The sequence below is a fragment of the Nocardia mikamii NBRC 108933 genome, assembly GCF_001613505.1.
GTDB lineage: Bacteria > Actinomycetota > Actinomycetes > Mycobacteriales > Mycobacteriaceae > Nocardia > Nocardia mikamii.
Genome location: NZ_BDCM01000013.1, coordinates 595,683 through 616,116, shown reverse-complemented (window position 1 = coordinate 616,116; position 20,434 = coordinate 595,683). Strand labels below are relative to the sequence as shown.

The following is a 20,434-nucleotide window of genomic DNA, read 5'->3' as shown; positions in this document are numbered from 1 at the left end:
CGAGCCCTGTCGTGATGCGACCCTTCGTGACTCATCGAGGAGCACCCGTCATGATCTACGCCAAGCCCGGCGCCGAAGGCAGCATCGTCTCCTACGCCGACCGCTACGACAACTTCATCGGTGGCGAATGGACGGCACCGGTCGAGGGCAGATACTTCGAGAATCCGTCGCCGGTCGACGGGGAAACCTTCTGTGAGGTGGCCCGATCCTCGGCCGCCGACGTGGACTTGGCGTTGGATGCCGCGCACGATGCCGCCGACGCGTGGGGTGCGACCTCGGCCGCCGATCGCGCCAACATTTTGAACAAGATCGCCGACCGGATCGAGGCGAATATCGACCAGCTGGCCGTCGCCGAAACCTGGGACAACGGCAAGCCGGTACGCGAAACCCTGGCCGCCGACCTGCCGCTGGCCGTCGACCACTTCCGCTATTTCGCCGGCGCCATTCGCGCCCAGGAAGGTGGCGTCAGCGAGATCGATGCCGACACCATCGCCTACCACTTCCACGAGCCGCTGGGTGTGGTCGGTCAGATCATCCCGTGGAACTTCCCGATCCTGATGGCGACCTGGAAGCTGGCGCCGGCGCTGGCCGCGGGAAACGCGGTGGTGCTCAAGCCCGCCGAGCAGACCCCGGCCTCCATCATGAAAGTGGTCGAGCTGATCGCCGATCTGCTTCCGCCTGGGGTTCTCAACGTGGTCAACGGTTTCGGCGTCGAAACCGGTAAGCCACTGGCGTCGAGCCCGCGGGTGGCCAAGGTGGCGTTCACCGGTGAGACGACCACCGGCCGGCTGATCATGCAGTACGCCAGCGAGAACATCATCCCCGTCACCCTCGAACTGGGCGGCAAGAGCCCCAACATCTTCCTGCCCGATGTGATGGCCGCCGACGACGCGTTCCTGGACAAGGCGGTCGAGGGATTCGTGATGTTCGCGCTGAACCAGGGCGAGGTGTGCACCTGTCCGTCGCGCGCGCTGATCCATTCCTCCATCTACGACGAGTTCATGGCGCGCTGCCTGGAGCGGACCAAGGCGATCGTCAGCGGCAATCCGCTCGACAGCGAGACCATGATCGGCGCGCAGGCCAGCAACGACCAGTACGAAAAAATCCTGTCCTACATCGACATCGGGCGTAAAGAAGGCGCCGAGGTGCTCACCGGCGGCAGCCAGCGCAAGGTCGACGGCCTGCCGAACGGCTTCTACGTCGAGCCGACGGTGCTGAAGGGCACCAACGACATGCGGGTGTTCCAGGAGGAGATCTTCGGCCCGGTCGTCGCGGTGACCACCTTCGATTCGACCGAGGAGGCGCTCGCGATCGCCAACGACACCCTCTACGGCCTCGGCGCGGGTGTGTGGAGCCGCGACGGCAACACCGCCTACCGCCTGGGCCGCGGCATCAAGGCCGGCCGGGTGTGGACCAACTGCTATCACGCCTACCCGGCGCACGCGGCCTTCGGCGGCTACAAGAAGTCCGGTATCGGCCGCGAGAATCACCGCATGATGCTCGATCACTACCAGCAGACCAAGAACCTGCTGGTGAGCTACTCGCCGAACAAGCTCGGCTTCTTCTGATGGGTACCCGCGTCGACCTGACCGAGGCCGCGCAGACGTTGCTGGACAATCTGATTCGTCAGCACGGGCCGGTGATGTTCCATCAGTCCGGCGGGTGTTGCGACGGCAGCGCGCCGATGTGCTTCCCACGCGGGGAATTCCGCGTGGGCGCCTCGGATGTGCTGCTCGGCCGGGTCGGCGCCGATACCCCGTTCTGGATGAGCGCCGACCAGTACGAGTACTGGAAGCACACCTATCTGACCGTCGACGTGGTCCCCGGGCGGGGGAGCGGATTCTCGCTCGAAGCCCCCGAGGGGGTGCGGTTCCTGATCCGTTCCCGGCTGCTCACCGATGCCGAAGTGGCCGAACTCGATTCCGGACCGCCGCCGCTCACGGGCGCGGACGCGGTGAGTTGACGAATGCCGCCGGCGAGGCGGATCCGCGAGCCCACACGGCCCGCGGATCCGCCTCGCCGCGGTGCGTGCGGCGTATTCTGGCCGGGATCGTCCGCCAGTATCCGTATCGAGGTGCCGCTCGACAACATGCCCGGCCCGCGGCATCGGTGACGAGAGGGGCCGCATGTCGGCACGTACGGCATTGTTCATCACCTGTGTCAACGACGTCATGTATCCGGGAACCGGCCGGGCGGCGGTGGCCCTGCTGCGCCGGCTCGGCGTCGAGGTCGACTTCCCGATGGCCCAGAGTTGTTGCGGCCAAATGCATGCCAACACCGGCTATCGGGCCGACACCGCGAAGATGGCGCGGCATTTCGTCTCGGTGTTCGGTGACTACGACCGGATCGTGGTGCCGTCGGCCTCGTGTGGGGCGGCGCCCGGCGAGTTCTACCGCGTGGTGGCCGAGCAGGTCGGCGACGCCACGCTGGCCCGCGATGCCGAGGCGCTGCTCCCCAGAATCCGGGAGCTGACCGAATTCCTCACCGACGACCTGGCTGTCGTCGATGTGGGCGCCTATTTCCCGCATCGGGTGACCTACCATCCGACCTGCCATTCGCTGCGCGTGCAGCGCATCGGCGACCGCCCCTACCGATTGTTGCGCGCGGTGGCCGGACTGGATCTGGTCGATTTGCCCGCGGCCGACGAATGCTGCGGATTCGGCGGCACCTTCTCGGTGAAGAATGCCGCCGCCTCCGGCGCGATGAACGCCGACAAGGCCGCGCACGTCCGCGAGACGGGCGCGAGCGTGGTGACGGCCGTGGACAATTCGTGCCTGATGAACATCGGCGGGCGCCTCGCCGCCGACGCGACCGCGGTGCGCGATCTGCATCTGGTGGAAATCCTGGCGCGCACGAAGGCCGACGGGCCGATGCCCGGGCTGCCGGTGGTCGCGGGAGCCCGTTCGTGAGTACGAGTTTCGTGGGCTGGCCGCCGTTCCCGCGGGCCGCGCGGACCGCGACCGCCGACGACCAGTTGCGCGCCAACGTGCACCGTGCCACCCACACCATCCGCGCCAAGCGCGATGCTCTGGTGGCGGAACGGCCGGACTGGCAGGAACTGCGGACTTCCGCGGCCGCGGTCAAGGACGAGGTGCTGCGCCGTCTCGACATCTACCTGGAGCGACTGGCCGATGCGGTGGAAGGTGCGGGGGGAGTGGTGCATTGGGCGACCGATGCCGCCGAGGCCAACGCCGTCGTCACCGCATTGGTCCGGGCGACCGGCGAAACCGAGATCGTCAAGGCGAAATCCATGCTGTCGGAGGAGATCGGCCTGGACGAGGCGCTGAGGGCGGCCGGAATCGATACCCGTGAAACCGATCTCGCCGAGATCATCCTGCAACTGGGCGACGATCTGCCCTCCCATATCGTGGTGCCGTCGATGCATCTGAACCGCAGCCAGATTCGCGACATCTTCCGCCGCGAGATGGGCAAGCACGGCCGTCCCGCGCCGGACGATCTGACCGACGATCCGCAGGCGCTCGCCGATGCGTCGCGGCTGCATCTGCGGGAGAAGTTCCTGCGCGCGAAGGTCGGCATCACCGGCGCGAATTTCCTTGTCGCCGAGAGCGGAACGATGGTGATGGTGGAGTCGGAAGGAAACGGGCGGATGTGCCTGACCCTGCCGGAGACGCTGATCACGGTGGCCGGCATTGAGAAGGTGATTCCGAGCTGGCGCGATCTGGAGATCTATCTGGAGTTGCTGGCCCGCAGCGCGACCGGCGAGCGGATGTCGCCGTATGTGTCGACCTGGACCGGCGTCACCGCCCAGGACGGCCCCTCGGCCTTCCACCTGATCCTGGTGGACAACGGCCGAACTCGCGCGCTGCGCGACGAACTCGGGCGGGAAGCGTTGCGCTGCATCCGCTGTGGCGCCTGCATGAATATCTGCCCGGTCTACGAACGCACCGGCGGGCAGGCCTACGGTTCGGTCTATCCGGGGCCGATCGGCGCCATTCTCAACCCGTTGCTGAAGGGTGCCGACGATCCGCAGACCGCCTCGCTGCCGTATGCGTCGGCGCTGTGCGGGGCCTGCGACGACGTGTGCCCGGTCCGCATCGATATCACCGGGAATCTGCTGGCCCTGCGTCATCAGGTGGCCGAGGGGGAGGCGGCGGTGAAGCATCGGGCCGAGCGGGTGGCCTTCGACGCGATGGCGGGAATCATGAGCCATCCGGCGCTGTGGGGTGCGGCGGTGCGTTCGGCGGCGCGCATCGGCGTCGCGGTCCCGAAGCGGCAGCTACCCGGCCCGCTGGGCGGGTGGACCGACAGCCGGCGGGTCCCCGACATCCCCGCCGAATCGTTTCGCCGCTGGTGGGCGCGCACCGAGGGCGGCCGTCACGACGACGCGCCCGCGCACGGCAGCACCGACGACGGGGGCCGCTCGTGAATGCGCGCGAGACGATTCTGCGACGCGTCCGCGAGGCCATCGGCGAACCGGCGGACGCGGTCACCGTGCCGCGCGACTATCTGCGGACCGCGCCGGGAGTGGATCCCGACGATCGTGCCGCGATCCTGGAGTTGTTCGAACAGCGACTGGAACGCTATGGCGCACAGGTGCATCGGACCACCCTGGCGGGGGTCGCCGCGACCGTGGACCGGGAACTGCGCAACGCGTCGGCGCGGGTGGTGCTGACGCCGCCCGGACTGCCGGACATCTGGACGGCGCTGTGGTCGGACCGCTCCGAGCACCGTGTGGTGACCGACGATCCGCCGCTGACGACGCTCGAACTGGACGAGGTCGACGCGGTCGTGACCACCTGCGCCGCCGCGATCGCGCAGTCGGGCACGATCATCCTCGACGGCGACGCCGGACAGGGCCGCCGCGCGCCCACCCTCGTGCCGGACTGTCACATCTGCGTGGTCCACGCCGAACAGGTGAAAACCGCACTGCCGGAGGTTGTTCCGCGTCTCGACCCCCGTCGGCCGACCACCTGGATCAGCGGTCCGTCGGCCACCGTGGATATCGAGATGACCCGCGTGCAGGGTGTGCACGGGCCCAGGCGATTGATCGTGATCCTGGTCGAGTGAGAACAGCCCGAATCGCCGCACCCCTGCGCTGTCGCGAGCGAGGGCAGAACACCTCGCCGGCGAGCAGACACCGGCCGCGTCGACCGGCAGCGTGTGCGCAACCGGATCCTCCGGCACGTCGCGGACGCGGCGGGAACGTCCTGCGGGCAGCGGTGGCCGAGGGGTGTTCGCCTGCTGGGAAGCGAGATCGACCGCTGCGTGAAGGAGGTGTCCGGTGACGGCGCAGGTGATGGGCCCGGGTGAGCTGGCGGCGCGGATCGTGCGGGCGGCGGAGGACGCGGGCGGGCGCCGGTACCTGGTCGGGGTCGCCGGTCCGCCGGGAGCCGGAAAGTCCACGCTGGCACAGGGTTTGGCGGATGCGGTGCGGAGTCTGGGAGTACCCGCCGAGGTGGCGGGGATGGACGGATTTCATCGGAGCTCGGCGCAGCTGCGTGACTCCGGTGCGCTCGGTCGCAAAGGGCAGCCCGACACCTTCGACGTGGCGGCGTTCGTCGCGCGGCTCCGGAGGCTGCGCGACAGTGCGATCGGCGTGCCGGTGCCGTGGCCGATCTACGATCGAGCCCGCCACGACCCGATCCCCGACGCGGTGACCTTCACCGGCGAACGGGTCGCGATCGTGGAAGGGAACTACCTTCTGCTGGATCGGCCGGGGTGGCGGGAGGTGCGGGCGTATCTCGACGAGGTCTGGTATCTCGATGCCGAGGAATCGGTCGTCGAACGGCGACTGCTGCGCCGGCATCGGCGCGGCGGTAAATCACCGGATCGCGCACGGGCCATGGTCGCCGGCAGTGACCTGCCGAATGCCCGTCTCATCGCGCAGACCGCGGACCGAGCCGATCTCGTGCTGCGCGCGGTCGCCGGCGGCTACCGTCTCCGCCCGGTCCGGTGAGCCTGTTTCGGCGCGAACCGCGGCCCGGTCACCTCATTCGGCCAACTCACCGAGCCGGTCGCCCCACGCGCGAGTACCGAAGAACCGGCACGACAGGGTGGCGACCGCGGCGGCGCGGGTGAGGGCGTCGACGAAGTCGTGGCCGCGCGCGTGGTACGCGCAGAACGCGCCGTGCAGGATGTCCCCGGCGCCGAGCGTATCCGCGCCGTCCACCTCACCCACCGCGATCTCGCCTCGAACACTGTTGGCGGAGTACATGATCGGTTGCCGCCCGCGCGTGACGGCGACCGCGTGGACCCCGATCCGGTGCAGGTGGTCGAACACGTCCTGGGAGCCCGGCGGCGTGAACGAGGCCGAGCAGATGGCGATGTCGACCAGCGGCAGCAACTCCGCGTGTTCCGGCTTCCAGCGCCCCCCGTCGAGCACCACCGGAATTCCCGCATCGCGCGCCACCCGCGCGATACCGAGGCCCAGTTCGATGTGATGCCCGTCGACGAGCACCATCGAGGCGTCCTGGAGGAGGGCCGCGAACTCGTCGTCGAACGACGCCTCGATGCGCGAACCGTCCAGCGAGACGACGGTTCTCGTCCCGGCGCCGGCCGCGACGACGATGGACGAGATCGGCGGCGGGTCGGTACGCCGCGTCGTCGTGTCGACGAGTTCGACACCGTGGGACCGCAGATCGTCGCGGATCAGCGCGGTGAGCGGATGCTGCCCGACGGCGGTGAGCAGGCGGGCGCCGCCGGTCAGTATCGCGCAGGCGACCGCGGCGTTGGCGGCCGGTCCACCGGCGCCCAGGAATTGTTCGCGCGCAAGGGTTTTGGTGTCCTCGACCGGGTAGGCGTCGACGGCGTAGGAGAGGTCGACGGTGGTGAGGCCGACGAATAGCGGGACGCTCATCTCATCCCTTCCGCGCCGGTCCGGCCGGACGCATCAGGAGCGGGGCGACGAACCGCTCCACCGTCCGGCGTTCCGCGGCGGCATCGGGCAGCGGCCAGGTGAGCAGCGACAACACCACCCGAACGATCCACTCCGCGGCGTCGTCGTCTCCGGCGATTCCGGTGAGTGCGATGGCGATGCCGCGCAGTTCGGGTGTGGCCACCACATGGTCGCCGGTGGCGCCCGCCCCCGCCAGGAACGCCGACAGCGTGGGTTCGGCGCGGATCGCCGCGAGCGAGGCGAGGACGGCCTCCACCACGCGCCGCGGGCCGCGCAGCGATGCCACGGTCGCCGCCACCCGTTCGGCGATATCCCGTGCCGCCGCCACCGTCACGATCCGGACCAGTTCCGGCTTCCCGCCGACGTGCCGGTACACGGTGGCCCGGGAGCAGCCCACGCGTTCGGCCACGTCGTCGATGCTCACCCGGTCGATTCCGCGTTCCAGGAACAGCTCGGCCGCCGCCGCCTCGATGCGGGAGCGCGCGACGGTGCGCCGCACCCCTCCCGCGAGCCAATCGACGTCGGTGGTTCGCATCGCCGGACAGGATCCCTTCGGTCTGCGGTGTCTCGTGTCGAGACGAGACAGCGTGATTGTCTCACGAGCTCTGCCGCCTGTATATGCCTGCGAAGTGGGCAAACAGCGCGACTCCGATCCCCCGGGGTGAACTCGGGGTAGGAGCGATGTCTTCGTGGTGTCTCACTGTGCGACGCCGATTGACACTCGTCTCCGCCGAGCGCACGGTGAGCGCACCCGTGCCCCGAGGGAGTTCACCGATGACCACGACAGTGCCGGACGGATCGGACCTGTTCCTGTCCGCCCATCTCGACGACCCGTACCCGCTCTACGACCGCCTGCGCGGTGAGGCTCCGGTCTTCCGGGTGCCCGGTACCGACTTTCATCTCGTGTCGTCCTGGGAACTCGTCACCGAAGCGGCCGCCCGCACCGCCGAGTTCTCCTCCCACCTCACCGCGGTGCTGCTGCGTCATCCGGGCGCCGCCCCGACCGCCTTCGACCTCGACGGCGGCGGTCGCGCGGTCCATGTTCTCGCCACGGCAGACGATCCGTCCCACGCCGGCCACCGCAAACTCGTCTCGAGTGTGCTGGCCGGGCGCATCCGGGAACTCGGCCCCGCGGTCGAGGATCTGGTGGACCGCCTGTGGTCGCGGCACGTGCGCGACGGCCGTATCGACTGGGCCGCCGATATGGCCGACCGGCTGCCACTGGCCCTCGTCGCGGCGGTGATCGGTGTGCCCGGCGACGATGTGCCCCAGCTGCTCGAATGGGCCTACGACAGCACCGAGATGCTCGGCGCCGTGGTGGACGCGCACCGTCTTCCGCGACTGGTCCATTCGGCGACGCTGCTCGCCGGGTACCTCCACGAACAGCTGCGGCGGACGCTGGGTGCGGGCGTTCCCGACGGTGCGCCGCGAACCGTGCTCGACGCGCTGGCCCGTGCGTGCCGCACCGGCACTGTCAGCGAGGAGGTCGCGGTGCTGATCCTCGTCCAGCTGGTCGGCGCCGGGGGCGAATCCACCGCCGGCCTGATCGCCTCCGCGGCCCGAATCCTCGCCACTCGCAGCGATATTCAGCACCGGCTCCGCACCGGCCCGCACCTGATTCCCGCCTTCCTCGACGAGGTGCTCCGCCTCGAGTCGCCCTTCCGTGGCCACTATCGCCACGTCACCACCGACACCGTTCTCGGAGATGTTTCCTTGTCCGCCGGAAGCCACCTACTGCTGCTGTGGGGCGCGGCCAATCGCGACCCGGCGGTCTTCCCGGAACCCGGCGCCGTCGAGCTGAACCGCCCGAACATCAAGTCGCACACCGCCTTCGGACGTGGTCTGCACTTCTGTGTCGGCTCGGCCCTGGCGAAACTGGAAGCCCGCGCCGCGATCACGGCCCTGCTCGACCGCAGCAGCGACATCGCGCTCGCCGCACCCCCGCGGTGGACCCCGAGCATCCTCGTCCGCCGCCACGCCGCCTTGCCGCTGCGCATCCGGGGTTCGGAATAGGACAGCGGCCGCCCCGGGTTGTCGGGAACGAAGACCCGACTCGCGAAAGGACGATCGATGCCGACCATGACGCGTACCGAACGGGAGCAGTTCCTCGCCGAATTGCATGTGGGGGTGATCGCCGTGGAGCGGCCCGATCGGGCGCCGCTGGCGGTGCCGATCTGGTACGGCTACGAGCCGGGCGGCGACGTGGTGGTGTGGACGGACGCCGGGACGGTGAAGGAGAAGCTCATCCGGGCGGCCGGGCGGTTCTCGATCACCGCGCAGGTGGAACAGCCGCCGTACCGGTACGTCACCGCGGAGGGCTCGGTCACCTCGATCGACGCGGCGTCGCCCGAGGTCGTCCGCGCGATCGCGGTGCGCTATCTGGGACCGGAGGAAGGCGCCGATTTCGCCGAGCAGAACCTCGGCCCGGATTCGGTGGTGATCCGCATGCGCCCCGAACGGTGGTTGAGCACCGACTACTCCAAGGAGTAGCGCGCCGAACGCCGCGAGCGGCGAGTGCGCACTAGCCTGTGAGTTTGCCAGGCCGGTGTGAACGATCGCGACCCCAGCTGCTCGACCGAGAGGAAAAGCGCTATGAAGGCTCTGCAGTACGTCACCGTCGGTGCCGAACCGGAAGTCCGCGAGATTCCCACTCCCGAGCCCGGGCCGGGGGAGGTGCTGCTGAAGGTCACCGCCGCCGGGGTCTGCCATTCCGACGATTTCGTGATGTCGCTGCCCGCCGAAGCCTTCACCTATCCGCTGCCCCTGACGCTCGGACACGAGGGCGCCGGGACGGTGGCGGCGGTGGGCGCCGGCGTGCGCGGCCTGGATCTCGGCACCAGCGTGGTGGTGTACGGACCGTGGGGCTGCGGCACCTGCTGGTTCTGCGCGCAGGGTCTGGAGAACTACTGTTCCCGCGCGGCCGAATTGGGTATCTATCCGCCCGGTCTCGGGGCGCCGGGAGCCATCGCCGAATACCTGATCGTCGATTCGTCCCGCCATCTCGTTCCGATCGGGGATCTGGATCCGGTGGCGACCGTTCCGCTCACCGATGCCGGTCTCACCCCGTATCACGCGATCAAACGGTCGCTGTCGAAGTTGCGTCCCGGATCCTGGGCCGTCGTCATCGGCAGTGGCGGACTGGGCCATGTGGCGATCCAATTGCTGCGTCACCTGTCGCCGGCACGCGTCGTCGCGCTGGACGTCAGCGACGACAAACTGGAATTCGCGAAATCCGTCGGCGCCCACGAGACGGTGTTGTCGAATGCCCAGGCCGCCGACAACGTCCGCAAGATCACCGGCGCGGCGGGCGCGAGCCTGGTGCTCGATTTCGTCGGATACCAGCCGACCATCGATATCGCGATGACCGTCGCCGGCGTGGATTCCGATGTGACCATCGTCGGTATCGGCGACGGAAAGTCCGCGGCGCGTATCGGTTTCGGCGTCAGCCCGTACGAGGCGACGGCGACCGCCCCGTATTGGGGTGCGCGCAGTGAGCTCATCGAATTGATCGACCTGGCGCACGAGGGCGTCCTCGATATCGCTGTCGAACGGTTCGCACTCGACGACGCGCCCGAGGCGTATCGCCGGCTCGCGGCGGGCACTCTGCGCGGACGCGCCGTCATCGTGCCCTGAGGCCGCCCCCCGCTAGTACCCCTTCGCGGGACGACCGGCGTCGGCCTGCTGGACGTTCGACGTCAGATTCGAGCCGTCCCGCGAGACGTGGTAGCGGTCCATCACGTAGTTCATGCTCGCCGCGATATTCGCCTCCGGATCGGTGATCTCGGAGGATGTTCCGGCGACGTGATATGCCTCGAAGGTGCTGGGAATGGTCTGGGTCAGGCCCTGTGACGGGTGACCGGCGGCGGCGTTGGAGTCGGTGGTGTTGATGGAGCCGGTGTTGCCGCTCGATTCGCGTTTGATGAGCGTCAGATAACCCTCGGTCCACCTCGCCCGTGCGGCGGGGTCGGTGATTCCCAAGCGGTCCAGCGCCTTTCCGATGTAGTACTCGAGTTCCTGATCACTGAGGTGACGGTTGGGCCCGCCACCGGTCGAGCTCACCGGCTGGGTGTATTGGCGGTCGTAGCTGCCGCTGCTGTTCGGCGGCACGTAGGTGCTGGGCAGGGCGCCGTAATTTCCGCCGCCGCCACCGCTGCTCTGCGGCTGGGTGGGAATTCGCGCGGAGTTCTCGTCGTGGAGTTTGTGCGCCTGAGAGACGACGAGATCGGCGTGTTCGACCGCCTTGTCGATCTTGTCGATCAAGGACAGTTGCAGTGCCACACTGGGGTGCGGTGCGACACCGCTGAGAATTCCCTTGATATCGGTTTCGAGTTGTTTGACCGCGGCGCGGGTCTCGTTGGCGATGCCGGCCGAATTCTCGGCGATATCGGACATCATGGTGTCCAGCGAGTTCCACTCCTCGTTGTACGTCCGGATCTTCTTCTGCCGATCGCCGTAGTCGGCGACCATCTCGCCGGTGATCGTCTCGGTCGGTTTGTCCGTCGCGGCGAGACTGGCCATCACGACCTTCTTGGCGTTGCCGTCGCCGAGGCCGTTCAGCAGCGCCTCCAGCACCTTCTCCAGGCGGCTGACGGCCGCGTTCAACAGCGGTGCGTCGGTCACCCGGGGCAAACTCACCGACTCGGTCATGACCCACCTTCCGCCACAGCCTGCCTGGGCCCCGCGTCGCCGCCGATGTCGCACTGCGACAGGCGTTCGCCGGAAGCATAGGTTCGTGACCGAGTCCCGCTATTCCCGTCGCTGGGAGTGCGCGCCTATCGGCGCGGGTGCGGGCGCAGGCGCAGCCCGGCGGGTTTGAGGGTCAGCGTTTCGCGCACGTCCAGCCGGTAGCCCGGTTCGGGTTCCAGGTCGAAGCGGTGCAGGATCGCGGCCAGGGCGACCATTGTTTCGTGCAGGGCGAACTGCCGGCCGATACAGGCGCGGGGGCCGGTGCCGAACGGTTTGTACACGCGCGGTCCCGCACCGCGAATGTTGCCCGGCAGGAAGCGGTCCGGATTGAATTCCTCGGCGTCGGGCCCCCACACCGGATCGCGGTGCGCGGCCTGCAGCAACACCAGCACCCAGTCCTTGGCCGCGATCCGGTAGCGACCGGAGCACAGGGTGGTGTCCTGTTTGGCGCGGCGGAAGTAGCCGGGCGCGGTCGGCCAGAGCCGCAGCGTCTCGTCGACCACCCGGCGCAGACCGCGCAACTTCGCCACCTCCTCGAACCCGATGGCGGGCGCGTCCGGCGCGGGCCATCGCTCGTCGATCTCGGATCGCACCTGCTGTGCGACGTGCGGGTGGGTGGCCAGGTAGTGCAGCGCGAAAGCGATGGTGTTGGCGGATGTTTCGCTACCGGCGATGAGGAAGGTAAGGATCTGATTGCGAATATTGGTGGCGTCCAGACGCTCGCCGGTATCGGGATCCACGCCGTCGATGAGCAGATCCAGAATGTCCTCGGACACGGCGTGCGGGTGCGCTTGTCGCGCCTCGATGATCGCGTCGACCACACCGTGCGCATGTGCCAGATCCGCTCGGTGGCGGCGGTACTCCGCGCGGCGGAACAGGCGTTCGAACCACGGCAGGACGTCGGTGCGGCGGTTGGCGTAGGTCAGCTCGCGGACCATCGCCGCCACGAACGGGTCGGCCGCGGAATCGGTCAGGGCGCCGAACGAATGCGAGAACCCGGCGCGCGAGATGATTTCGAAGGTCAGCGTATTCGTCGCGGCGGGAATGTCGATCCAGGACGAGTCCGCGGTCCACCCGGCGACCAATTCGTCCACCACGGCGACGATCGTGGCGTGGTAGTTCGCCATCGCCGTCTTGGTGAACGCCGGCAGCGCAATGTTGTGCGCCTTGGACCAATTGGGTTCCCGGTTGAACGCGGTGAACAGTCCGTCGCCGGCCAGAGGACGCAATTTCATCAGGGAATGGCCGATGTGTTTCTCCCACACCCGCTCGTCGTTGACCTCGTCGATGGCCTCGGCGCCGGTGACGATGATCGCCGGATAGCCGAACAACTTCTGCTCGAAGACCGGTCCGAGTTCGCGGCCCTGTTCCGCCAGCCGCTGGCACGGTTTCGCGAAATCGGTGGTCAGCACGTCACCGAGCAGCGGCAGTCGCCACGGCGGATGCGGCAGCGTTCGGGTGGACGTGGTGTCGGTGCGGACGGTCATCAGGCGTTCTCTGCTTCCTGCGCGGCGCGGGGGAGGGTGCGGGGACGGTCGGCGAAGCGGGTGGCGGCGGGCCACCACCGGGCGATGCGGAGCAGTTCGTCCACCTCGTCGTCCAGGGTGGCCGAATCCGAGACCGGCGTCGCCGCGGCGCCGCCGGGCGGATCGCCGGTGCGGGAGCGTTCGCCGGCGGCGAGCGCCAATTGCAGGGCGTACCCGGCCGGTTCGGCATCGTGCGGCGGAATGCGTTCGGCTGCGGCGAAATTCGCGAACTCCGCCGGATTCACCTCGGCACAGTAGGGACGCAGCTCGAGGATCGCGTCGCGGATCTCGACCGTGGTGCGGTGCAGGCGCAGCCGGGTGATCCGGCGCGAACCCGGTTCCATCGGCAACCGGCTGCCGGGGAACATCGTGGTCATCGACTCCCACAGCGGTCGCAGCCGCCGCCACCGCCGGCCGGTGGCATCGAAACCCACCACCCCGAGTAAGGCCTCGACGATCGGTGCCGACGAGACGATCGCGATCACCGTCGCGATCCAGAAGAAATTGCGGGAGTTGGTGCGCAGCCGGTAGTCCACCGAATCCAGCACGCCGATCTGCTGCAACAGGGCCAGCCCGGTCGCGATGGCCGTGGTCACTCCGATCGCCGCGCCGGCCAGCGCTATTCCCGCGAGGACCACCTTCTCACCGCGGGTGACGCCGTGCTGGCGATATTCCGACCAGCAGCGAGCGATCATGCGGACGGCGAGAAACAGCGGAAGAATCGAGAAGGCCAGCCAGACCAGCACTTCGGCCCAGCCGCCCGACACCTCGACCGGCCGCCGCTCGTGGCGGGCGCGGGTTCCGGCTGCCAGGACCGCGATCGACAGCGCCGCCGCGATCAGATGATACCGCCATTGCCGACTGCGCACTTCCCGGGCGGCGCGACCGGACAGCAGATCGATGACGCACAGGAACGGTGCGATCGAGACGACGATGGTGCACAACGAAATCTGTTGCACCGTGGTCACGGTCGTGGGCAGGACGGCGACGATCGCACGCTGTGCCACGTCCTCGCGCAGCACCTGGGTCGCCGCGATGATCGTCAGCGTCGCGTTGAGATACCGTTCGGCCGCGGTGCCGTCGAACCACACCCACCGCGCCGCCACCACCAGGACGGTCACGACGATGACCGGCCAGGCGATCATAACCGGCACCGACGAGGTCATCGCCCCTTGAACAGCACGTTGCGCAGGCTCTGCCCGCGACGACCGGCGGTTGCCGAGACCATGACCATGCTGGCGAACAGTTCGGCCTCCCGTTCGGGTCCGCTGCCGTATCCGGACCGGCCCAGTACCGCGCGCACGGTGCCCGGGTCGATATCGGGCAGCGCCGCGCTCAGGGTGGAATCGCATCCGCCGCCGGATGTTCCGCGGTCGTGGCCGAGTACCATATGCCCGATCTCGTGGCAGACGATCTGGTCGATGTGGTACTCCGAGGTGGCGTCCTCGTGGATGATCACGTCGTCGTCCTCGCGCACCAGCCACAACCCGCACGGGCTGTCGATCACGTCGTGCATGGCCATCGGAATCAGGGTGATCGGGCGCCCGCGGACGGCGGCCACCGCGGCCACGAAGCGAGTGCGATCCCAGGGATCCGGCACCGGCATCCGGTCGAGCACCTTCTTGATCCGCCTGGCCGATGCCCCCATGGTTACGGTCCGTCCTGGTCTTCCCGTTCGTCCCCGTCGATCGGGGGCAGATTTTCCAACTCCCGCGCGCGGTCCACGATCGACGCGATACTGGACAGAGTTCGCGGTGTCAGCCCCGACGCTCGCAATGCCAGATTCCGCACGCCCGCATCCTTCATAGCCTGTAACAGGCTCAGCTGCGAGTCGAGCGCCGCATCGGTGCCGCTGTCGAGCAGATAGGACGCGGGCACTCCGAAGAACTTGGCGATCGCCCGTAGGTGGGCGACCGTCGGATTCGATTTCACCCCCGACCGCAACTGCCACAGATAGGCCGCGCTGATCGAGGTGCCGGTGGCCTTGGTGATCGCCTCGGCAGCAGCCACATTCGACAACGGCGGCTCGGACGGTGGGTGCATCACCGCGAGCAGGCGATTGATCTTGGCGGCCAGCTCGGTCGGCTCACCGTCGGCGCGCGGCTTAGCGGTCGGGTCCTCGTCCACGGCCCTCCCTCCGAGTAGAGGCGGATTCGACAACAGTACATGAGCCGACGATTGACATATACCACCGTTCATGACACTGTCATGGGCGTCTACGTGAGTACACGTTGGGACACAACGTGTTCACTGGCGAGGAGGGGGAGTCAGTGCGCACGCCGACGGGCCGGCGCCGCTGCGCGCAGCGGGCCGGTCGCGGCGCTCCGGTCGACGATGCCCGGAGCGCTCCGGAGTTCTTCGCGTCGGTGTTCTACTCCGTCGCGCACTTGGACCATTTGTTGAACGGTCCCGATACCCCGTAGTTGTCCTGTGCGCTGGTGATGGCCTTGGATTCGGCCTCTTCCGCGGTGGTGCCCCAGGTGGAGGCCCAGCCGTTGTTCTGGCCGACGACCACCGCGACGCAGGCGTTGCGCGCCCACGCCGCCGGCTGTGCGCAACCGGGGCAACGGGTTTGGACCTGGTTGGTGGCGTCGTCGGAGCTGACCGTGCTGCGCGCCCAGGTCACCTTGCCGGTGTCGACGTCGTAGCCCGCGGCGATCCAGACGTCGGCCGGTGTGGCCGGGGGCGGGGGAGCGTAGCGGGTGGTCTCGCGGGTGGTGGGTGCGGTCGAGGTCGAATACGTCGGCGAGGGGCGGGTGGTCGTCGACTGCTGGGCGGCCGCATCGGTATCGCTGTTCTTGTTGTGGTTGTGCACCACGATCACCGCGACGACCGCGCCCAGCACGAGGACCGCCGCGACCACTGCCGCGACGATCGCCAGCACCTTGCCGCCACCCGAATTCTGCTGCGGCGCACCCGGATACGGGTAGGGCTGCCCGCCGTACTGCGGGTCCGGATACGGCTGCGCGTACGGTTGCCCGCCCGGATAGCCGCCTTCCGGATAGCCGCCCGGCGGATAGCCCTGCCCGTACATCGGGGGCTGATTCGGATCGCCCGGATACGGCACCCCGGCGGGATATCCCTGTCCCGCGTGCACGGTGGGATCGTCCGAACCGGGCGGTGGGCCCGGTTGCCCGCCGGGATACGCCTGGGTCGGCGGCGCCTGCTGCTCAGGGTAGGCCTGCGTCGGCGGGGCGGGCTGTCCCGGATAGGCCTGGGTGGGCGGAGCCGGTTGCTGCGGCGCGGGGCCGCCGGGTTGCGCGCCGGGATCCGGCACGCCACCGGGGTAGGCCCGGGTCGGCGGCGCCGGGGGCGGGCCCGACTCGCCGGACGGCGGCTGCTGCGGGGAATCCCGGCGATCGTCGGTGGCCATCGCCTACCGCGCCCGGCTCGTCGAAATGCGCTGTGTCGTGGTCGGTGTCGACATCGACCGTGCCCCCGTCCGTGCTGTGAATCGTATCGGCGAGCCACTGTAACGCATACCCATGACGTCGAGTTTGCCCGGAATAGCATTCTCGAATTTGGAGAGCAATATTGCCGACCCCACTATTCTGTGAAGTCGGAGCCTGAGACCGGGGACGCCCGAGAGGACAGCATCGTGACCGAGCACGCCGACGACCACAGACAGCCGCGCTACGACTTCGATCGCCATGCGCCGCAGTACCGCGACAACTTCGACGCGATCACCACCGACATGCACCGGGAGTGCCCGCTGGCCTGGTCGCCGACCTACGGCGGGCACTGGGTCGCGGCCGGCAGCCGGGAGGTGTTCAGCCTCGCGCGGTCGGAACACGTATCGAGCGACCACGATCCGAACGGGGAGCGCCGCGGCTACCGCGGCATCACCATTCCGTTCCCCGAGACCGGGAACGTCATCCGTAACGGCATCCTCGAGATGGATCCGCCCGAACAGCGGCTGTGGCGCCAAGCGCTCAATCCCTATCTGTCGCCCGCCGCGGTGCAGCGCTGGGTGCCGTTCGTCGACGAGGTGGTCCGGGCGAGCCTGGACGACCGGATCGAGAGCGGGCGGATCGATTTCGTCGACGATCTGGCCAATATCGTGCCCGCCGTCCTCACCCTGGCGATGCTGGGCATACCGCTGCGCAAATGGCAGTTGTACTGCGAACCCGCGCACGCCTCGGTCTACACCCCGCCCAATTCCCCTGACATCGAACGGGTTCGGCGTCAGCACGAGGCGATGGGGCTGGATCTGCTGATCAACCTCACACAGGTGCGGGAGAATCCGCGTCCGGGAATCATCGAGGCGCTGACCCGGCTCGAGATCGACGGGAACGCGCCGCCGGACATCGAACTGCTGGGAATGCTGGGCCTGCTGATCGGCGGCGGTTTCGACACCACCACCGCGCTGACCGCCCATGCGCTGGAATGGCTCTCGGACCATCCGGATCAGCGGGCGATCCTGAGCGCGGAACGCGAGTTGCTGTTGGACTCGGCGACCGAGGAATTCCTCCGGTACTTCACTCCCGCTCCCGGCGACGGCCGCACCATCGCCGCGGATTGCGAATACGCGGGCATCCGGCTCGAGGAGGGGGAGCGGCTGTGGCTGTCGTGGGCGATGGCCAATCGCGATCCGGAATCGTTCCCGGATCCCAACACCCTCGATCTGGAACGGAAAGGCAACCGGCACTTCAGCTTCGGTCTGGGCGTGCACCGCTGTATCGGATCCAATGTGGCGCGCACGGTATTCAAGCGCATGCTGGTCGCGGTGCTCGATCGGCTGCCGGATTTCCGGTGTGATCCCGGCGGCGCGGTCCATTACGACACGATCGGCGTGATCCAGGGTATGCGCCACCTACCGGCCACGTTCACACCCGGCCGCCGGCTGGGACCGGGGCTCGACGAAACCCTGGAGACCTTGCAGCTGCTCTGCGATGAGAATCGCTTGGCCGAACCGGTCACCGTCCGGCGCGACGGCGCCGGCCTCTGAGCGCGGAAGGCGCTGCGGCCGAGCCCGGTGCACCACGCGAACCGCTTCCGCGCAGACGCCCGTCCCGTAGTGGGACGGGCGTCGCTCGCGCTCGCTACCGGATGATCTGCCCGCCGTCGACGTTGAGGATGTGCCCGGTGACCCACGCCGCGTCGTCGGACAGCAGATACAGGCACGCACCCACCAGATCCTGCGGGGTGCCGATCCGCTTGAGCGGCAGGCGGTTCACCATGTCGTTCACGATCGAGCCGGGGGTGACGGTCTGCGTCGCCTCGGTGTTGATCGGCCCCGGCGCGATGGCGTTGATCCGGATGTTGGATCCGCCGAGTTCGACCGCCAGCTGCTGGGTGAGGCTGTTGACCCCGGCCTTGGCGAGGCCGTAGAAGTTCGAATACACCCATGCGGCGGTGGAAGACTGGTTCACGATGGACCCGCCGCCACCTTTCGACATGTGCTGCCATACCGCGCGGGTCATGTTCAGCGCGCCGTCGAGGTTCACGCTCATGAACTTCTTGTAGTAGTCCCACGGCACCGTCAGCAGCAGGTCCAGCTTCATCCCGCCGTAGATGGCGGCGTTGTTGACCAGATGGTTGATCGCGCCGAATTCGTTGTGCGTGTAGTCGGCCAGCGTGGTGACCGATTCCGGATCGGAGACGTCGACAGGATGGAAGACCGCGGTGGCGCCGCCGCTGCTGATCTCCTCGGCGACCTGTTTTCCCTTGTCTTCGTTGAGATCCGCGACGACGACGGTGGCGCCCTCGCCGGCCAGTGCTTTCGCGTATTCGGCGCCGATGCCCTGCGCCGCGCCGGTGACGATCGCGACGCGATCGGTGAAACGAGCCATGAGTTGCCTTCTCCTGTCGATAATTCGCGACGAGGTCGCGTGCTGTCTATTTCTGCGCGGTGGCGATCAGCTTGGTTTCGAGGTACTCCTCGAATCCGGCCACACCGAGTTCGCGGCCGATGCCGGACTGCTTGTAGCCGCCGAACGGGGCGTCGGCGCTGTACCAGATACCGCCGTTGACGCCGAACGTGCCGGTCCGAACACCGTTGACCACGTGGTCGATTCGCGCCTGGTCGGTGCCCCACACCTCGCCCGAGAGCCCGTAGGGCGATTCGTTGGCCAGCCGGATGGCGTCGTCGTCGCCGTCGTGCGGGATCACCACCAGCACCGGGCCGAAGATCTCCTCCTGGGCCACGGTCGAGGTGTTGGATACGCCGCTGATCAGGGTCGGTTCGATGAAATACCCGCGCTCGCGATCGGGACTGCCGCCACCGGTGACGATGGTGCCGCCTTCGGCGCGTGCGATATCGATGTAGCGCTGCACGCGTTCACGCTGCCGCGCCGAGATGACCGGCCCGCAGACGGTGCCCGGTTCGTTCGGATCGCCCGGGACGATGCCGCCCATCGACTTCGCCGCCGCCGCGACCGCGGTGTCGTAATGCTCGCGCGGGACGAGCAGGCGAGTGGTCAGCGCGCAGCCCTGGCCGGCGTGGACGCAGACGGTGAAGCCCGCGTAGCTCGCCGCGGCGGCCACGTCGGTGTCGTCCAGGACGATGAAGGCCGACTTGCCGCCGAGTTCGAGGAACACCTTCTTCAGGCTCTGCGCCGCACCGGCCATGATGGTCCGGCCCGTCTGCGTCGATCCGGTGAACGAGATCATGTCCACCCGCGGATCGGTGACCAGCTGGGCGCCGAGCTGGTGGTCGTCGGAGGTGACGATATTGATCACGCCGGCCGGAATGTCGGTCTGTTCGGCGATCACCGTGCCGACCAGCGCGGCGACCCACGGCGTGTCGGGAGCCGGTTTGAGCACCACCGTGCACCCGGCCGCCAGGGCGGGACCGAGCTTGGCGAAGTTGATCTGATGCGGGAAATTCCACGGCGTGATGGCGCCGACCACGCCGATCGCTTCCCGGCGCAGCGTGCGCGCCGTGGGGATCCCCATCGGCTTCGCGACGCCGAGATCGCTGACCCATTGGTAACTTTCGGCCAGATCGGCGAAGTAGCCGAGATCGCCGATCGGGCCCTCCAGTTGCGGGCCGCTGGTCAGCATGCGCGGAGCGCCCACCTCGGCGATGGTGATCTCGCGCAGTTCCTCGATGTTGTCGCGTAGCGCGTCGCGCAGTTGCCGCAGGCAGCGGGCCCGGAACGCGTGATCGCGCGACCATTCGGTGTTGTCGAAGGCCGCGCGGGCGGCGGCGATGGCCGCGTCCATATCGGCGGCGTCGGCGTTGGCGGCCTGGCCGAGGACTTCCTCGGTCGCCGGATTGACCGTTGCGAACACCCCCGCGCCGCCGGCGACCAGTTTGCCGTCGATCAGAAGCCGGGATCCCTCGCCAGGGGGGAGCAGTTTCGTCATTCGCCTCTCCGATAGGGCTGTCTGGACACCTGTACGGAATATAGTTTGGACGGAG

At 68.3% G+C, this 20,434-nt stretch carries 20 protein-coding genes; 10 read left to right on the top strand and 10 right to left on the bottom strand.

The window, feature by feature from the left end; all coding sequences use genetic code 11:
• Window positions 1-50 precede the first annotated feature (50 nt).
• From adh to NMI01S_RS20985, 6 genes are all read left to right on the top strand, one after another.
• Window positions 51-1,568 (top strand): aldehyde dehydrogenase, encoded by a 1,518-nt coding sequence (adh, locus tag NMI01S_RS21010; RefSeq protein WP_062999630.1) that lies wholly within the window; start codon window positions 51-53, stop codon window positions 1,566-1,568.
• Entirely contained in the window at window positions 1,568-1,963 is a 396-nt protein-coding gene (locus NMI01S_RS21005; protein ID WP_039784274.1) for a DUF779 domain-containing protein, read from the top strand. Before adh ends, NMI01S_RS21005 begins: the two co-directional genes overlap by 1 nt.
• A 163-nt stretch (window positions 1,964-2,126) precedes the next feature.
• The gene (locus tag NMI01S_RS21000) at window positions 2,127-2,909 is read left to right on the top strand and encodes a (Fe-S)-binding protein (protein WP_062999627.1); all 783 of its coding nucleotides are present in this window, start codon (window positions 2,127-2,129) and stop codon (window positions 2,907-2,909) included.
• Complete coding sequence (locus tag NMI01S_RS20995) at window positions 2,906-4,387, top strand: lactate utilization protein B (protein WP_062999625.1); 1,482 nt, start codon at window positions 2,906-2,908, stop codon at window positions 4,385-4,387. The genes NMI01S_RS21000 and NMI01S_RS20995 overlap by 4 nt, the downstream gene beginning before the upstream one ends.
• Window positions 4,384-5,028, top strand: a complete 645-nt coding sequence (locus NMI01S_RS20990) for a LutC/YkgG family protein (protein ID WP_062999624.1) — start codon at window positions 4,384-4,386, stop codon at window positions 5,026-5,028. Before NMI01S_RS20995 ends, NMI01S_RS20990 begins: the two co-directional genes overlap by 4 nt.
• Before the next feature lie 214 nt (window positions 5,029-5,242).
• A complete protein-coding gene (locus NMI01S_RS20985; RefSeq protein ID WP_245716950.1) occupies window positions 5,243-5,917 on the top strand; it encodes a nucleoside/nucleotide kinase family protein in 675 nt (224 codons plus the stop codon).
• 33 nt (window positions 5,918-5,950) lie between these two features.
• Here the strand turns inward: NMI01S_RS20985 and NMI01S_RS20980 are convergent, their stop codons facing one another.
• On the bottom strand, window positions 5,951-6,817 hold the full coding sequence (locus NMI01S_RS20980) for a PfkB family carbohydrate kinase (protein ID WP_062999622.1): 867 nt from the start codon (window positions 6,815-6,817) through the stop codon (window positions 5,951-5,953).
• A gap of 1 nt (window position 6,818) precedes the next feature.
• Window positions 6,819-7,391, bottom strand: a complete 573-nt coding sequence (locus tag NMI01S_RS20975; protein ID WP_062999620.1) for a TetR/AcrR family transcriptional regulator — start codon at window positions 7,389-7,391, stop codon at window positions 6,819-6,821.
• Between the two features lie 239 nt (window positions 7,392-7,630).
• Between NMI01S_RS20975 and NMI01S_RS20970 the strand changes: the two genes are divergently transcribed.
• The 3 genes from NMI01S_RS20970 (at window position 7,631) to NMI01S_RS20960 (ending at window position 10,489) form a co-directional block, all read left to right on the top strand.
• Complete coding sequence (locus tag NMI01S_RS20970; protein ID WP_062999618.1) at window positions 7,631-8,869, top strand: cytochrome P450; 1,239 nt, start codon at window positions 7,631-7,633, stop codon at window positions 8,867-8,869.
• A gap of 57 nt (window positions 8,870-8,926) precedes the next feature.
• A complete protein-coding gene (locus NMI01S_RS20965) occupies window positions 8,927-9,346 on the top strand; it encodes a pyridoxamine 5'-phosphate oxidase family protein (protein ID WP_174554551.1) in 420 nt (139 codons plus the stop codon).
• Between the two features lie 102 nt (window positions 9,347-9,448).
• Window positions 9,449-10,489: an NAD(P)-dependent alcohol dehydrogenase gene (locus tag NMI01S_RS20960; RefSeq protein ID WP_062999614.1), complete on the top strand. Its 1,041-nt coding sequence runs from the start codon at window positions 9,449-9,451 to the stop codon at window positions 10,487-10,489.
• A gap of 12 nt (window positions 10,490-10,501) precedes the next feature.
• On the opposite strand, the gene NMI01S_RS20955 is transcribed toward NMI01S_RS20960, so the two are convergent.
• The 6 genes from NMI01S_RS20955 to NMI01S_RS20930 all read right to left on the bottom strand — a co-directional run bounded on the left by NMI01S_RS20955 (window position 10,502) and on the right by NMI01S_RS20930 (window position 16,441).
• Complete coding sequence (locus NMI01S_RS20955) at window positions 10,502-11,503, bottom strand: transglycosylase SLT domain-containing protein (protein ID WP_084513103.1); 1,002 nt, start codon at window positions 11,501-11,503, stop codon at window positions 10,502-10,504.
• A 125-nt stretch (window positions 11,504-11,628) separates the two neighbouring features.
• Window positions 11,629-13,029 carry a cytochrome P450 gene (locus NMI01S_RS20950; protein WP_084513102.1) on the bottom strand — a complete coding sequence of 467 codons (1,401 nt, stop codon included), beginning with the start codon at window positions 13,027-13,029 and terminating at the stop codon, window positions 11,629-11,631.
• On the bottom strand, window positions 13,029-14,213 hold the full coding sequence (locus NMI01S_RS20945) for an MAB_1171c family putative transporter (protein WP_062999610.1): 1,185 nt from the start codon (window positions 14,211-14,213) through the stop codon (window positions 13,029-13,031). The genes NMI01S_RS20950 and NMI01S_RS20945 overlap by 1 nt, the downstream gene beginning before the upstream one ends.
• Window positions 14,214-14,230: 17 nt before the next feature.
• A complete protein-coding gene (locus NMI01S_RS20940) occupies window positions 14,231-14,716 on the bottom strand; it encodes a hypothetical protein (RefSeq protein ID WP_062999608.1) in 486 nt (161 codons plus the stop codon).
• 2 nt (window positions 14,717-14,718) lie between these two features.
• Window positions 14,719-15,111 (bottom strand): helix-turn-helix domain-containing protein, encoded by a 393-nt coding sequence (locus NMI01S_RS20935; RefSeq protein WP_245716966.1) that lies wholly within the window; start codon window positions 15,109-15,111, stop codon window positions 14,719-14,721.
• 328 nt (window positions 15,112-15,439) lie between these two features.
• Complete coding sequence (locus tag NMI01S_RS20930) at window positions 15,440-16,441, bottom strand: DUF4189 domain-containing protein (RefSeq protein ID WP_062999604.1); 1,002 nt, start codon at window positions 16,439-16,441, stop codon at window positions 15,440-15,442.
• Between the two features lie 222 nt (window positions 16,442-16,663).
• Here NMI01S_RS20930 and NMI01S_RS20925 point away from each other — a divergent pair, with 222 nt between their 5' ends.
• On the top strand, window positions 16,664-18,016 hold the full coding sequence (locus tag NMI01S_RS20925; RefSeq protein WP_062999960.1) for a cytochrome P450: 1,353 nt from the start codon (window positions 16,664-16,666) through the stop codon (window positions 18,014-18,016).
• A gap of 94 nt (window positions 18,017-18,110) precedes the next feature.
• Here the strand turns inward: NMI01S_RS20925 and NMI01S_RS20920 are convergent, their stop codons facing one another.
• Together NMI01S_RS20920 and NMI01S_RS20915 are read right to left on the bottom strand one after the other, a co-directional pair.
• Entirely contained in the window at window positions 18,111-18,860 is a 750-nt protein-coding gene (locus tag NMI01S_RS20920) for an SDR family oxidoreductase (protein ID WP_062999602.1), read from the bottom strand.
• 46 nt (window positions 18,861-18,906) lie between these two features.
• Window positions 18,907-20,379: an aldehyde dehydrogenase gene (locus NMI01S_RS20915; protein WP_062999600.1), complete on the bottom strand. Its 1,473-nt coding sequence runs from the start codon at window positions 20,377-20,379 to the stop codon at window positions 18,907-18,909.
• Window positions 20,380-20,434: the final 55 nt, after the last annotated feature.